This is a genomic window from Sulfurimonas sp. HSL3-2, assembly GCF_039645965.1.
Lineage (GTDB): Bacteria > Campylobacterota > Campylobacteria > Campylobacterales > Sulfurimonadaceae > Hydrocurvibacter > Hydrocurvibacter mobilis.
This window is the reverse complement of sequence record NZ_CP147917.1, coordinates 1275168-1290398: the sequence shown is the minus strand read 5'-3', so window position 1 is coordinate 1290398 and position 15231 is coordinate 1275168. Positions and strand designations below refer to the sequence as shown.

At 39.1% G+C, this 15231-nt stretch carries 14 protein-coding genes; 8 read left to right on the top strand and 6 right to left on the bottom strand.

The genetic code is table 11. The features are described 5' to 3' along the window. Positions 1-2: 2 nt before the first annotated feature. Together WCX87_RS06450 and WCX87_RS06445 are read left to right on the top strand one after the other, a co-directional pair. Positions 3-1007: a hypothetical protein gene (locus WCX87_RS06450; protein ID WP_345978604.1), complete on the top strand. Its 1005-nt coding sequence runs from the start codon at positions 3-5 to the stop codon at positions 1005-1007. Beyond that, complete coding sequence (locus WCX87_RS06445) at positions 1007-1822, top strand: tyrosine-type recombinase/integrase (protein WP_345978602.1); 816 nt, start codon at positions 1007-1009, stop codon at positions 1820-1822. Before WCX87_RS06450 ends, WCX87_RS06445 begins: the two co-directional genes overlap by 1 nt. 2 nt (positions 1823-1824) lie before the next feature. Here the strand turns inward: WCX87_RS06445 and WCX87_RS06440 are convergent, their stop codons facing one another. From WCX87_RS06440 to WCX87_RS06415, 6 genes are read right to left on the bottom strand one after another with little or no spacing between them, the layout of a single operon-like run. Then, positions 1825-3093 (bottom strand): metallophosphoesterase, encoded by a 1269-nt coding sequence (locus WCX87_RS06440; RefSeq protein ID WP_345978600.1) that lies wholly within the window; start codon positions 3091-3093, stop codon positions 1825-1827. Next, positions 3090-3755 carry a phosphatase PAP2 family protein gene (locus WCX87_RS06435; RefSeq protein ID WP_345978599.1) on the bottom strand — a complete coding sequence of 222 codons (666 nt, stop codon included), beginning with the start codon at positions 3753-3755 and terminating at the stop codon, positions 3090-3092. The genes WCX87_RS06440 and WCX87_RS06435 overlap by 4 nt, the downstream gene beginning before the upstream one ends. Continuing rightward, a complete protein-coding gene (locus WCX87_RS06430) occupies positions 3752-5191 on the bottom strand; it encodes a glycosyltransferase family 39 protein (RefSeq protein WP_345978597.1) in 1440 nt (479 codons plus the stop codon). Before WCX87_RS06430 ends, WCX87_RS06435 begins: the two co-directional genes overlap by 4 nt. Next, positions 5175-6398, bottom strand: coding sequence for a glycosyltransferase family 9 protein (locus tag WCX87_RS06425; protein WP_345978596.1), 1224 nt, complete (start codon positions 6396-6398; stop codon positions 5175-5177). Before WCX87_RS06425 ends, WCX87_RS06430 begins: the two co-directional genes overlap by 17 nt. Positions 6399-6401: 3 nt before the next feature. Then, positions 6402-7322: a lysylphosphatidylglycerol synthase transmembrane domain-containing protein gene (locus tag WCX87_RS06420; protein ID WP_345978595.1), complete on the bottom strand. Its 921-nt coding sequence runs from the start codon at positions 7320-7322 to the stop codon at positions 6402-6404. Between the two features lie 44 nt (positions 7323-7366). Continuing rightward, on the bottom strand, positions 7367-8761 hold the full coding sequence (locus tag WCX87_RS06415) for a glycosyltransferase family 39 protein (protein ID WP_345978594.1): 1395 nt from the start codon (positions 8759-8761) through the stop codon (positions 7367-7369). 190 nt (positions 8762-8951) lie between these two features. On the opposite strand from WCX87_RS06415, the gene WCX87_RS06410 reads away from it, so the two are divergent. The 6 genes from WCX87_RS06410 to trmA are packed head-to-tail and all read left to right on the top strand — an operon-like array spanning position 8952 to position 15231. Then, the gene (locus tag WCX87_RS06410; protein WP_345978593.1) at positions 8952-9716 is read left to right on the top strand and encodes a MotA/TolQ/ExbB proton channel family protein; all 765 of its coding nucleotides are present in this window, start codon (positions 8952-8954) and stop codon (positions 9714-9716) included. Further along, on the top strand, positions 9716-10495 hold the full coding sequence (locus WCX87_RS06405) for a flagellar motor protein MotB (protein WP_345978591.1): 780 nt from the start codon (positions 9716-9718) through the stop codon (positions 10493-10495). Before WCX87_RS06410 ends, WCX87_RS06405 begins: the two co-directional genes overlap by 1 nt. Beyond that, the gene (fliP, locus tag WCX87_RS06400; protein WP_345978589.1) at positions 10492-11226 is read left to right on the top strand and encodes a flagellar type III secretion system pore protein FliP; all 735 of its coding nucleotides are present in this window, start codon (positions 10492-10494) and stop codon (positions 11224-11226) included. Before WCX87_RS06405 ends, fliP begins: the two co-directional genes overlap by 4 nt. Positions 11227-11236: 10 nt before the next feature. Further along, positions 11237-12118, top strand: coding sequence for an ABC transporter substrate-binding protein (locus WCX87_RS06395; RefSeq protein WP_345978588.1), 882 nt, complete (start codon positions 11237-11239; stop codon positions 12116-12118). Beyond that, complete coding sequence (locus WCX87_RS06390; RefSeq protein ID WP_345978587.1) at positions 12115-14112, top strand: EAL domain-containing protein; 1998 nt, start codon at positions 12115-12117, stop codon at positions 14110-14112. Before WCX87_RS06395 ends, WCX87_RS06390 begins: the two co-directional genes overlap by 4 nt. A gap of 9 nt (positions 14113-14121) precedes the next feature. Beyond that, positions 14122-15231 carry a tRNA (uridine(54)-C5)-methyltransferase TrmA gene (gene trmA / locus WCX87_RS06385; protein WP_345978586.1) on the top strand — a complete coding sequence of 370 codons (1110 nt, stop codon included), beginning with the start codon at positions 14122-14124 and terminating at the stop codon, positions 15229-15231.

Below are 15231 nucleotides of genomic sequence, written 5' to 3'. Positions count from 1 at the left end.
ACGTGAAAGCATTTTTTTATCTTATAACTATAGCCGCATTACTGGTCTTTAGCGGGTGTAGTACAAAACAAGTTTTTAAACCTACAAAAGACACTATCGGTTCATGGGAAAATGAAGATGACTTGAACGAGTCGATCATAGATGTCACATCAAACGGTGCGCTTTTAGAAGACGGAAGCGTTCTTGTAAAAGACAGCGTTATCAATCCGCATATCTCAGTCGAGAATGAGAGATTGATAGGGATAAGCGATAAATGGATAATCACTTCGGAGATAGACGGTAACCTGACGCTTATATCAAGAGACGATAACTCGGTAAGAGATCTTTTCGAGCTTAAAAAAACAGTAGCTGCTGCTAGTGTAAAAGACGATCTCTTGGCTGTAGTCTTCGCAAGTAATGAGCTTGCGATCTACTCTATCGAGAGTAAAAAGATCATATTTCATTCTCAGGGAAATGCCCCTTTAGCGGTTAACGCGAAGATAGTAAACCCATACTTTCTAGATGACCTTGTCCTCTTTTTGACACTTGACGGAAAGATCGTGATCGTCAATTCTAAAGAGAAAAAAGTCCTTAGGTCGATCATCGTAAGCAGTGCCGAGAACTTTAACAACATAACCTCTTTTAGTGTTGTCGACGACAACCTTGTAGCGGCAACGGGTTATAAACTTCTGTCTCTTGCAAACAAAGAGATACGCGAGCCGTACGAGATACGTAATATGAAGTATGACAAAGACGGTATATATATCGCTACAAAGCAGGGTGAAGTGGTCAATCTGACGCCTTCCCTTCAAGTGAAGTCGAAGATAAAGTTTCCTTTTGCACACTTTTTGGGGATGATAGTGACAGATGAAAGAGTCTATCTTTTAGAGAAAGAAGGCTATATCATCTCTTTGAGTAAAGATCTGGCATCTTATGATCTGTATGACGTGAGTATCAGCAAAGACAGCTATATCTATGTCGGAGATAAAGCATTTTACGTGGATGATGAGTTTTTCTATATAAAATAATGTCAAATGAACTAGAAGCTTTTATAGAGTACATCACTGTTACAAAAGCATTAAGTAAAAGAAGCATAGAAGCTTATAAAAACGATCTGTTGCATATTGAGGATGCTTTAAAAAAACCTCTTATAAAGCTTGATTCGAACGAAGTTTTAAATCTCTTAACAGAGTATTCAAACAAGCGTACGTTAAACCGCAAACTCTCCTCTGTAAACGCTTTTTTCGACTTTTGCTACAAGAGTCAGTTTGCAGATGAGAAAAACCACTTTAAACTCTCTAAGATACCCAAGACACTTCCAAAATTTCTATCTTTTAATGATGTCAAAAATGCTCTCTCTCTTATCGACAGATCGTCATGGATAGGGATGCGTGACTATGCACTTATACTTTTTTTATATGCAAGCGGTACGAGGATAAGTGAAGCGTTGGCTCTCAGACGTGAAGATATCGAAGGTGAATGGTTACATGTAAGGCACGGGAAGGGAGATAAAGAGCGGATAATCCCCATTGCCGATATCGCTTTAAAAGCGATGAACGAGTATGTTTACGAGAGCCCTTTTGAAAAAGATGATATCTGGTTAAACTATCAGGGTAAACCCCTTAGCCGAATATCTGCATATAAGATAACACAGAAGTATCTCGGTGTCTCTCCGCATGTTTTAAGACACTCTTATGCGACTTCGCTCATTATCGGCGGAGCGGATCTAAGAGTCGTTCAAGAGCTGCTCGGACATGCTTCTTTGCTGACGACTCAGATCTATACGCACGTCCAAAAACAAAATCTTCAAGATACCGTCAGGCAGTATCACCCGCTCGCATAACTCTATTTTTTTGTTATTGTAAAACTGTCTTGTATCTTGCCCTCATCGGTTAAAAACTTCTCAGAAAGTGTCGTCGGTGTGATCTCTAAGATGACTGAACCCGATATCGAGTATCCTAACGGCAATTCAGGAAGTTTAAAATCTCCGCTATCCGCTTTTGAACCTGAACCGTCGACGATATATACCGTTCCGCTGTTGGGTGTTTTAGCTAAAGGTTTGGTGTAGGTCGTAAGGCTGTCCTCTTTTACATGCAGGGCAGGATCAAATGTCTTGCTGTCACCTGTATGGTTTACTAAAAGACGGCTTCTTTCATAAACATGAGAGTGCCCGCTCATAACAAGATCGACATCGTACTTGTCAAATATAGGTATAAAGTTCTCTCTCATCTCTTTCATACGCCCGCCGCTGTCATGAGGGTTGTCAGAGTGATGCGAACCGTCAGAGTATGGAGGATGGTGAAAGACTACGATCGTCCAAGGTTTCGTGTTTTTCGCCAGATCTTTTTTAAGCCAATTTGCCATATCTCCGTTAGCACTTCTGTCTTCTGTTTCGCTGTCAAGCATCACAAGGTGAAAGTTCGCTTCATCGACGGAGTAGTATTTTTCACTTCCGCTAGGTATTCCGCCGGACTCGCCTTTTGTAGGAAAATCAAATATATGATAAAAAGCCCAGCGTCTTGCATCGTGATTTCCAATGACCGCCCATACATCTTTTTGTTTCACAAGTTCCTTGTAGGAGTTAAAAAGCTGTTTGTTGTACTGTTTTTGAGTACCGCTTTTGTAAGCATTATCGCCTAAAAGTACCCATAGGTCTATTTTAGAGAGGTTGTTGTCTACATAAGAGAGCATAGAGTTGTAGACATTTTTCTGATTAGTAGAGTTTTCGCCTGTATCTCCGACTACCCATACCCTTTCAAGATCTTTTTTCGTGTTTAAAGTACAAAACCTTCTGTTCGTATTGTCTATCTTTAACGATGTAGAATTGACCTTATAGTCATAACAGCTGTCAGGTTTTAGTCCGGTAAGAGTCACTTCGTGGTATTTTTGAGCCTCTTTTTCGCTTACATGTAAGCCGTTCGCGTAATCCACACTTCCTATCTCATACTCAGGTGTCTGCCATTTCACGGTGATGGAGTTTTGTGTCTGCATCTGAAGGTAAGGCTGTCTATCTACAAACATGTAACTGTCATAAGTGACGACGACGAGTCTGCCGATGCCGTACAGCAGTGCTACGACAAATAAAAAAATCCCGGTTCTTTTTAAAAATTTCATTTGATCTTTTCCTTTAGTTTGGAATACAAAAAGAGTGTAGAAAGAGTACCAAGCATCGCTCCGGCAGTGATATCACTTAAAAAGTGGTCACTGTCCATCAGTCTTCCGCTAGCAAAGACTACAGCTACGCTTAGCCACAAATAGATGTATTTAGGGAATAATATACAAAGATAGGTAAATACGGCAAATATGGTAGTCGTATGACCAGATGGAAAAGAGGTATATGTCGTCGGTGCATCGACAAGCGTCGTAAAGTGGTATTTCATCTTTTCGATAAATCCCATATCAAAGTTCTGAAACAGTAAAAAGCCATACTCGTCACCGCCGTTTCTAAGCCCCCATGGACGTATTCTTCCGAAGATGTTTTTTAGGATGATGCTCAGCAGACCTGAGAAGAGGTTTATATAGAGTAAAAAGAGAAATCTCTGTTTAAACAGTTCATGCTTTTTAACAAATTTGAAAAAAAGAAATCCTAAGACCGCACTGCCGATATACCAGTTTGATTCACCGAATGTACTGATAAAATCTCCTAGGGAGTCGTAGGTAGATGCATGTGCCAAGAAGTATCTGGCTACATTTTTATCGAGGTAAAGGTAAGAGAAAATAATAAATAAAACGGTAAGTGAGATCGCTAAAAAGTACTGTTTTTTAGAAAATATCATTTGAGTCCTTGGTAGTTCTTACATGTAAACAGATTTATAGTGTTTACTTTATGGTTATTAAGCATGATATCAAAACTTTTGTCCTCTAGTATGCTGTCACACTTCATATATTTTTCAATATCTTTATGGAAAAAATGGGTATCGATCACTATCAGGTCTTTTCCGATAGGCGAGCCTTTTTGCCAGATATCGAACTGATCATATCTGTCGTCAATTAGATAGACTTTACTCTTATAAGCGCTGTTGTAAAAGATGGCACGAGATGCCAGTGTCCAGTTTGTCACGGCAATGGCATCTTTCTCCTCGTCTTTTACAAAGCTGTTCGCCTCTTTTAGGATCTTGTCCCAGCCGTAAATATCGCGGTGAAGCGATTGATAATCCGGCAGTGGAATGATCTTAAATCCAAGTTCTATATAGGCTAAGGCAGATACGATAAGTCCAAACCATACTGCTGCTTGAATGTACTTTTTATATCCTTTTGCCATCTCAAGCAGGTAGTAGCTTCCTATAGGGATAAAAAGCAGATAAAAAAGTGCACTCCAGTGAGGCAGGGCAGGTTTGTACAGCGATGCATAAGTGAAAAAAGAGATAAGTACGATACCAAACAGTCCCGAGAGGAAGATCGTGTCATCTTTAGCCCTTAAAGCTTTGTAAAGACCGTAAAAGGCTACGGGGAAAAGAAACGGATTGTATGCACCGAACTGTGCACCCATTGAGCTTAAAAAACCGTTCCAGTTGATGTGACTTGCACCGACGACATGCTCGCTTTGGTAGGTAAAACTTATCCAGTCATGTTGGATATTCCAGTAGATCACGGGAGATATTAAAAGAAGTGCGATAATGACGGCGGGGAGCATCTTTAGATTGAAGACCATATCCCAGCGTTTTTTAAAGAGGACATACATGACTATAGGAACGATAAACAAAACAGCGGTATATTTTGCCAGTCCGCTAAGACCGAGCAATACACCCAGCAGTACCCAAGCTGAAAGAGCATTCGTCTTTTCGATCTTTATAACGGTAAATATGATAGGAATGATAAACAGAAATAAAAACGTATCGGGCAGAAGCATGATAAACAAAGCGTTAAACAAAAACGATGCATGCAGTGCCAAAACGGCAAAAAAAGCGGTCTTTGTATCTTTGCTTATTTCGTAAATAAGTCTATATACAAATAAAGATGTAAAAAAGCCGATAAGGACAGCACCGATCCTTGCGGCAAACTCGTTTACACCGAACAGTGATGTAAAAAATGCTTCTGTCCAGCCAACAAGAGGCGGATGGTCAAAGTAGCTGAGATCGAGATTTAGTCCGTAAAGCACATAATGGGCTTCATCGACGCCAAGTCCGACATGAACGGATAAAAGCAGCCTGATAAAGGCTACTGAGGTGATGAAGATTAAAAGCGGATAATGCTCTTTACTTAGTAAGTTCATCAAGTTTGAATTTGAGAGTGTTAAATACCCAGTCCGGTGTGATGACTTGGATACATTGGTTGTCCGTACAAGGCGTTTTTCTATGATTTGCCGCACTTACACAAGGACTACATGCCATACCTGCAAAGATCGGCGTCGTCGGTCCGAGTGAGCCGTAAAGTGCAGGAGTCTCAGGTCCGAAGATGACAAACGTATGCATATCTGTTATCGACGCAAAGTGAGCCGGTCCCGAGTCGTTTGTCAGCATAAATGCACTTACTGAGTACAGAGTAGGGAGCTGTAAAAACTTCACTCCGCCGGCAAAGTTGATACATCTTTTGTCATCCACACAGTCAGCCAGAAGCTGTGCGCCTTCAGATTCTGCCGGAGCTCCTGTAAGAAGAATGATCGCTTTGTCATTATATGCAAGGATCTTTTTGATCACTTCACAGTAGTTTGCTCTGTCCCATCTACGCTGAGGAAGCAGGTCTGAAGCATTTGAGTTGACAAGGATGACAGGGTTTACATCTTTATCAAACCCTTCGTATCTCTCAGAGATCGTCTCTAAAACTTCTCTTTGGTCAGTCTCATCGATCACGGCTTTTGCTATTTGAATCTCTTCATCAGGGATGATGCGCTTTGTAAAAGGGATCTCATCTTTTTCGCTTAAAAGAGCGTCTACCAGTGCGACAAAGCTTTTTGCTATGTGCTGATGCGGGTTATATGCTACTTTTTTGTTTAAAAAGTCACCGCGGTAAAGCCCTTCGTTGTGAAAACTGTGAAATCCGACACGATTTTTAGCACCGCTTACAAATGATAAAAGTGCAGTGACTCTTGAGAAAAGTTCAAGGTCTATAGTCGAATCGATCTTCTTTTCTCTACACCAGAATATGAATTTAAATGCACTGACGATGAGTGAGACCATATTGCTCTCATCAAGAGTGTAGACATTCTCACTTTTAACAGTGCCTAAAAGATCGAGACTTACTTTGTTTTTACTGAAGATAACAAAGTAAAGTTCACCGTCGATATTCGCTTTGAGCTTTCTCATAGCAGGATCGACGATGATAGCACTTCCCATCTCAGAAAGCTCGATGAGCAGTACGTTTGTAGGTTTTACTCTTTTGTTTGAGCTGAAAAGTTTCATCGTCTTATCTATGATCGTTCCGATAAACGTCAGTGGAACACCGACGTAATAATCTATTTTTCTCATCATATCAACATTCATTGTCTATCCTATTTGTTTGTTTTTTTTAGAGATACCTTTGATCCAAAAGTATGAACCCGGCAGCGCGCTGATGATCAGCAGCAATCCGTAAAGGATCGATATCGCGAGTATCTTTGTCTTATCCTCATACACAAGCATGAGTATCCCGACCATGGCACCCTCGCGTATACCCCATCCTGCAAGTGACAGCGGGACTATCATAAGTAGAAACACTGGAGGAATGGCAATAAGAAAGATCTGAAAATCAAGCTTGACATCTATGCTTAAAGCTATGGCAAATATTGCCATAACAGTAAGAAGATGCACGGCTACAGAGATGCCGATATGTTTTAACAAGATGATCTTGTCTTTGTATAAAGAGTTTAGTCTGTTTGCAAGTCTGTAAAAGAGGTTTAAAAATGTATAGTTTTGTAAAAAATGTATCTTGTTAAGAAAAAACAGCAGTGCAAAACCTAGTATTCCCGATAATGAGATAAAGATGATAAGGTATGAGAAACTGTCTTCAAATGTTCCGAAAAAAATGATCGTCGAAAACAGGTTGAGCACCAAAAGCCCGACAAGACCGACGACTCTGTCTACAAAGACTCCGTAAAATGCTTCTTTTTTATCATACCCGTGAGATGTAAGGTCTAAAACACGGACTGCATCGCCGCCTATACTGCTAGGCAGGACCTGGTTGAAAAAACTGCCTTTAAAATAACTGTTGACATAAAATGATAGAGGTTCGTTAAATACAAGCAGTTTACTGATAGCTCTCCATCTGTAAGCAGCAAGATATGTGCTTCCAAGCTGGAAGATAAGAGCTATAAGAATGTCGCCGCCATGGCTCTTTGCAAGGACTGCTATAAGGGCATAGAAATCTATATATTGAAATAGATAGTAGAAAATAGCGATAGTAATAAGTAGCTTTAAAACATTTTTCATCAATAACCAAAATTTAAAATAGGCGATATTTTATCGAAATAATATTAATAATGCTCTTTAACACGGTAGATATGAAATGTTTTTGTAGAGTTTACACCACTTTTCACGGTAAGAGTATCTACCTCTTTGACATCTTTATATACCTGTTTTAGCCTTACATCTTCAGACTCTCTTGTTAAGACAAGTCCATCTTTTAGATAATCTTTCTTTCTCCACATATCATATTGACTGTATCGTGACGGAAGTGCCAAGTCGGCATCGGGATGATTTGGCAGATAGTATGTCAAATATGCAGCCATCGTCAGATGGTCTCCGTAAAAGCTGTCACCCTCTTTAGCATGCGTTGCCAAGAGCTGTACGGCTTCTTTGTTTCCGTACATCCTTTCTTGGACATAAGGAAGAAAAAATAGAAATGCGATCCTGCCCAAAATGGTAAAGATCAAAGCTACGATAAGTCCTGCTTTAAATGTCTTTTTCAGTTCATATTTTGAGACTATGACGGCTAAAAGTACAGCGGCTCCAATGTAAGCAGGAGCAGAGTAGTTCAGTGCCATTCTTGTGTATAGACTTTTGTACATAAAAAAGAGCAGTGTCACGACAATGCTAAGAGAAATAAAAAATAGTTTGTCATCTTTAAAATACAATTTGTCTTTTATTAAAAAGAAAAACAGGATAGCTGCAAAAACAGGGGAAAATATACCGAACTGCCCGCCGAAAAAATCGAAAAAGAGATGAGGATATATCTCGTATGAAGAGGTAGATCCGTGATGCAGCTGAAATGTGAAGCTGATCCAGTCATGCTGGTAGTTCCATATAAGCATAGGTGAGACGACTACTGAAGCAATGATCACGGCAAGGTACATATAGGGGTTTAAAAACAGATCACGTCTTTTTAAAAGCATAAATATTACAACACCTGAGATATAAAGGATCGCAGTATATTTGCTGAGCATTAAAAGCCCTAAAAACAGACCTGTTAAGATAAAATCTTTTTTCTCTCCGATAAACAGAGCACGATAGGTATAGTATAAAGAGATACTCCAAAAAAGGATCAGAGGAGAATCCGGAGTGGTAATGATATAGCCGGCATGTGTCAATATGACCGAAGAGAAGATGATAACGGCGTTTAATGCAGTTTTTTCATCGGATATAACTTTTGTCAGTTTAAAGATATAGATAGCTGCGACACTCATGCTGAGTACGTTGACAAGCCTAACTCCCCATTCACTCTGTGAGATGAAGTTCGTCAGATAGATCAAAAAAGCTATCATTGGCGGATGATCGTAGTATCCTGCTTGAAGATGTTTACTCCAGACCCAGTAATATGCTTCATCACCGTGCAGAGGTAAAAAACCATTGTAGATCGTACTAAAGAGTGCTAAAAATATGATCAGTATATAAGCAGTTTTCGTCGGATTTTTGTATATAGTTGCATTCATGGCTTTTTATATCCGTTTAGGTCGTGTTTTATTTATAAATTTTCAAAATTATACTTAAAAAATGGTTGATTAATGTATCCGCTAATAAAAGTTGTGGTATCATAAGCCAAAAATATATATATTAAGTAGTCGGACATAATAAACTTGTTTTAAGATTTATAGTTGTTTTCATACTTATTAAGGTGAGTGGATGGATTTAGGTACGGTCATAGGTTTAGTCTTAGTCTTGGCGCTTCTTTTTGGCGCTATGGCCATGGGTGTCGGTATAGGTGCTTATATCGATATTCCATCTGTCTTAATCGTTATAGGTGGTTCGATAGCTTCCCTTTTGATTTCATTTAAAATGGAACAGATGAAAAACTTCGTCAAGATCTTTATGATCGCTGTGAAACCTCCGCAGCAAGACGTCCCAGGGCTTATAAAAAAACTTGTTGAATATGCTACTCAAGCCCGTAGAGACGGTATACTTGCACTTGAAACAGCTGCAAATAATGAAGAGAACGAGTTCTTAAAAAAGGGACTTTCTATGGCAGTCGACGGGAATGAACCTGACACTATACGCGACCTCTTAGAGATAGAGATGGATCAGACAAATACACGTCATAAAAGTAACTCGTCAATCTTTAGTAACTGGTCTGGTCTGGCAGGTGCGATGGGGATGATCGGTACGCTTATCGGACTTGTTGCGATGCTTTTAAATATGGCTGATCCATCAGCGATCGGACCGTCTATGGCCGTAGCCTTACTGACAACGATGTACGGTGCGATGATAGGAAATATCTTCGGAGGCCCTATATCCAATATCTTAAATATCCGTAATGACGATGAGATGCTGGTAATGCAGATCATCGTAGAGGGTATTATGTCGATCCAAGCGGGTGACAACCCTAGAACATTAGAGGGGAAACTTCTTAGTTATCTGCCTCCATCACATCGTGAAAGCCAGTTTGACTAATGGCTAAAAAAAAGTGTCCTGACTGTCCTGAATGTATGCCTGCCTGGCTTGCAGCATTCGGGGATCTTATGAGTCTTCTTCTGTGTTTCTTCGTCCTTTTGCTTTCTATGTCCAGTATGGATGCAAAAAAGGTTTCTGAAGCTATCGGTTCACTTTCGGGTGCGATGAGTGTTCTTGAAGGAGGTACAAAGACCGAGATCTCGAAGCTGCGTATCCAGGAATCGACTCCGATCGAAGCCCAAAATGAATCGAGTCAAAGAGTAAATAGAATAAATCAAGCTGTCATAGATGCAAATGAGATGATGGAAAAGGGTCACGGTCCTACTATCTCAGTCGAAGAAGCGGAAGAGGGCTTTGTTATCAACCTTCCGTCTGCACTTCTATTTAAAGAGGGCAGTGCCAAAATAGATAATGAAGATGCTCTGCTTTTCTTGAAACGTATCGCATTGATCATCGAAGAGCTTCCAAATGAGATGGATATCATGGTAAAAGGGCATACCGATAATACAGCGCCTGGGAAAAATTCACCCTATAAAGATAACTGGGAACTCTCATCAGCTCGTGCAATCTCTGTACTTAAAGAACTGGTAGATGACGGTGTCAAACCAAACCGTATCAGTGCTGCCGGTTATGCGGAGTTTAGTCCTGTAGCGACAAATGCAACCGCAGAAGGACGTGAAAAAAACAGACGCGTCGAGATAAGTTTTTACGGAAAAAAATCATCAAAAGAGAGCGGTATGAAGAAAAATATATTGGATAAGGCAGCTGCGTCTAAATGATAAGAGCCCTACTGATACTATTTTTTTTCGCATCTTCAATATATGCTGAAAGCGTGACCATACCGACGGTAAATCTTTCATTATCCGCTCCGGATACTCCGCAGCAGCTTGTCAGCTCATTAAATGTTTTAGTAGCATTGACGCTGCTTTTCTTAGCTCCGAGTATCGTTTTGGTCATGACGACATTTACAAGGTTTGTCATAGTCTTTGGATTTTTACGCCAGGCACTTGGAACACAGCAGGTTCCTCCGACTCAGCTGATGGTCATGCTGGCACTTATCCTTACAATATTTGTAATGGAGCCTGTGGGTCAAAAAGCTTATGATAACGGTATAAAACCATATCTCGAAAAGAAGATAGGGTATGAGGAAGCTTTTACTAAAACGGCTCAGCCTTTTAAAAACTTTATGATCAGAAATACAAGAGAGAAGGATTTGGCGCTTTTTGTCCGTATACGTCATCTGCAAAATCCTAAAAGTATTGAAGAAGTACCTCTTTCTGTCGTTATCCCGGCATTTGTCATAAGCGAGTTAAAAACAGCGTTTGAGATCGGCTTTTTGATATTTCTGCCGTTTTTGATCATCGATATGGTAGTTGCTTCCATCCTTATGTCGATGGGTATGATGATGCTTCCGCCGGTAATGATATCATTGCCGTTTAAGATACTGGTCTTTGTCCTTATCGACGGTTGGAATCTTCTTATCGGAAATCTGATAGCCAGTATAAAATAGAGGACGTTTTATGAGATTGCTTTTTATTGTTTTGATAACTGTTTTCTTCGTCGGTTGTGACTCAAAGAAAGATGATAGATTGGTGATCTCATGCAACTCTTGGATAGGCTACTCACCTTTTTATTATGCAAAAGAGCAGGGATGGCTCGATAGGCTAAATATTAAGCTTATTAACGTAGTTTCTCTGGGCGAGAGTATGAGCCTTTATGATGTCGGAAAATCAGATGCCTTTACCGGAACTCAGTATGAATACTCGGTGATGAAAAGAAAAGATAAAAACCTTGAACCAGTTATGCTTTTAGACAGATCATACGGCGGTGATATGATATTTAGCAATAAAAGCATAGAAGAGATACAAAACTCAGACTCAAAGATCGACGCTTATCTGGAAATGGGCTCTGTAAACAGTCTTTTATTAAAGTATTTTTTAGAAGAGTATCATGTAGACAAAAGCAGAATAAACTATATAAATAAAGATCAGGCGATCATAGAGAATCTTAAAAGTGCCAAGTTTAAGTCAAAGACTGTACTTATAGTGACATATAGTCCATACGACATTAGACTAAAACGTAACGGTTTTCATGAGATCGCTTGTACAAAAAATGGACTTACATTAGTCGTCGTCGATGCACTGTACACAAGTAAAAATATGTATGAGACACATAAAGACAAGTTTATAGAGCTTAAAAAAGCGATAGATAATGCAATTGAGGTCATGCATAAAGATCCTAAAAAATATTATGAAACGGTAAAGCCTTACTTAAAAGGTTATACATATGATGATTTTCTTTTATCATTAAACGAGGTGAAATGGATAAATAAAGATCTCTCAAAAGAGTTAAAACAAAAACTCGACTCTATAGAGTTTCCTACCGAGGCTATCGTTAAATGAAACTATCGATAAAAGAGTTTAGTTTAATCCTCTATTCGGCTATAGTGATACTTTTTACCTCTATATCTATCTATATGTATATCTCGCAAAGAGATAAAATGGTCGATCTTATCGCCAGTGACATACAAAAAAATCTTTTGGAAGTCAGTTATTACGCTTCGAAAGTCATAGACAACGTAAACAATATATCTGTCATAGAACCGATGATAGACCGTAGAATAGCATCGAATGAGATCGTGGATAAGTTTTTGGTCTTTAATGAAGACAAACTCATCTTTGACAGCAGTATAGAAGAACCTGTCAACATAAAAGGATCTCAGTTTTCAGATAAGCTAAAAAATATCTCTTTTTATGATCTTCTAAATAACGAGGGCTTTAAGACAGAGATAAATATCTATGAGCAGGATAAGCTTGTCCCGTTGACACTTGTTTTAGTTTTAAACCATAAACTGATACAACAAAACTTTTCAGACCTGAAAATAAATTTTTTAATAATCTATATGATTATTTTTCTATTAGTCTATTTTATTCTCTGGAAAGTCATCGATAAATATATAATATATCCACTTGAAAAACTTCGTCAATATGCTTACTATAATTCGGTTGTACCGTCTGCTCTTATGATAAAAGAGATGGAGTATATACGTGCATCGATGTTACAGACATTTACGCGTTTGGAGATCGAAAAAGAGAAGCTTTACAGATCCTCGATAACCGATGAATTAAGCGGGCTCTCAAATAGAAACCATCTTGATGAGAGATTGACCAGACTTATCGCAAAATCAAAAAGAGACAATAAAGAGTTTGCATTTGTATTCTTGGATCTTGACCGTTTTAAAGATGTCAACGATCTTTTAGGACACTCGGTCGGCGATAATCTTCTTGTCGATGTCGCAAAAAAACTTCCGGATGCAGTAAGGCCAAACGACATCGTAGCCAGAATAGGCGGTGATGAGTTTGTTCTAGTCATCAGCGACTACGGTTCACATTTTCAGCTGACGACGATCTTGCAGAGAATACTCGATATGGTAAGTTCAGAGTGGACTGTAAATGACAATAAAGTAAATATATCTGCAAGTATGGGTGTGGCTTTTTACCCGAGAGACGGTGAAAATATAGAAAGCCTCCTTAAAAACTCGGATATAGCACTTTACGAAGCAAAAAATAAAGGAAGAGCGAGATATCACTTCTTCACGCAAGAGCTAAATAAAAAGATCATTAATGAGATAGAGACGAACAATAAGATGCGTGATGCTTTGAAAAACGGAGAGTTTGAACTTTATTATCAGCCTAAAGTCGATATTGAAACTTCAAAGATCATCGGAGCTGAAGCACTTATCAGATGGAATTCGCCGAAAAACGGTCTGATCCCTCCAAATGAGTTTATACCGATCGCAGAAAACAGCGGGTTTATCGTTGAACTCGGAGAATGGATATTTTATACGGCATTTGCGCAGCAGGAGCAATGGTCAAAAAACAGTGCATTTAAAGATATGCTCCTGTCTGTCAATCTTTCAGCAAAACAGATCGCACATGAAAAGTTCATAGACAGGTTTAAGACCATCTTTAAAAACAGCGGAGCAGAGTCTCATAACTTAGAGATAGAACTTACGGAATCTGTATTTATAAACAGCGCTGACGATGCGTTTGAGATAGTAAATCTGTTTCATTCTCTAGGGTTTACGATATCATTAGATGATTTTGGTACTGGTTATTCATCTTTGTCATATCTTAAAAAGTTTCCTTTTGACGTAATAAAAATAGACAAGACTTTTATAGATGATTATAATTCCAAGTCAGGAAAGGTCTATATCGATACGATAATCAAGATGGGACACTCTTTAGGAATGAAACTTATAGCAGAGGGTGTTGAGACAAAAGAGCAGCTGGCATTTTTAAAAGAGGTCGAGTGTAACGCTTTTCAAGGCTATCTATGTTCAAAGCCGCTGCCGATACAAGAGTTTGAAGAACTGGTTTTAAAAGTAAATAATTAAGGGATTTTTTTGAATTGTAAATATTTTGGTGAATGTGGAAGTTGTCGTAACTATAAGGATGGGTACGAGGGGCAGCTTCTAAAAAAGATCGAGTTAAATAAAGAGCGTTTTAAAGATATGTACAGTTCTGAGATAGATATCTGCAAATCGCCTGATAGCGGCTACAGGGCAAGAGCCGAATTTAAAATATGGCATATCGGCGATGATATACAATATGCAATGAATGCACTTGAACATAAGGGTGTAGTCATCATAGACGAGTGTCCGCAGGTAAACGAACATATCTTAAAACTTATGCCTTCTCTACTGAAGGAGATCAAAGATAAGCAGATAGATAAAAAGCTTTTCGGTGCCGATTTTTTATCATCATCAAGCGGAGAGATCGTAGTATCGCTTTTGTATCATAAAAAGCTAGATACCGAGTGGGAGCTGCAAGCAAAAGAGATCTCACAAAAGCTTGGTGTCTACATCATAGGAAGAAGCCGAAAACAAAAAGTCGTTGTAGGTCAGGACTATGTGACGGAGACCTTACATGTAAACGGTTCAGACTATAAGTTCATGCAGATAGAAAACAGCTTTACGCAGCCAAATCCAAGAGTGAACGAGCAGATGATCGCTTGGGCGATGCATCAGTTTGACGGGATAAACGGTGACCTCTTGGAACTTTATTGCGGTGCCGGGAACTTTACCATTCCGTTTGCTTCAAAGTTTGACAAAGTCTTGGCAACGGAGATATCAAAATCATCCATAGCAGCAGCAAAAAACAACATGCTTTTAAACGATGTGACGAATATAGAATTTGTCAGGATGAGTGCCGAAGAGTTTGTACAGGCACTTGACGGAGTAAGAGAGTTCCGCCGTATGGCAGAGATAGACATAAATTCGTATGAGTTAAAGAGCATCTTTGTAGATCCCCCTCGTGCAGGTATGGATGAAGAATCTTGCGCCTTTGCAGCAAGACATGATAATATACTGTATATCTCATGTAATCCGGAAACATTGCATAGAGATCTGATCTATTTAACAAAAACACATGATATACAAAGAATGGCTATGTTTGATCAGTTCCCGTATACAGATCATGTCGAGATGGGTGTAAAACTTACAAAAAAGGCTTAA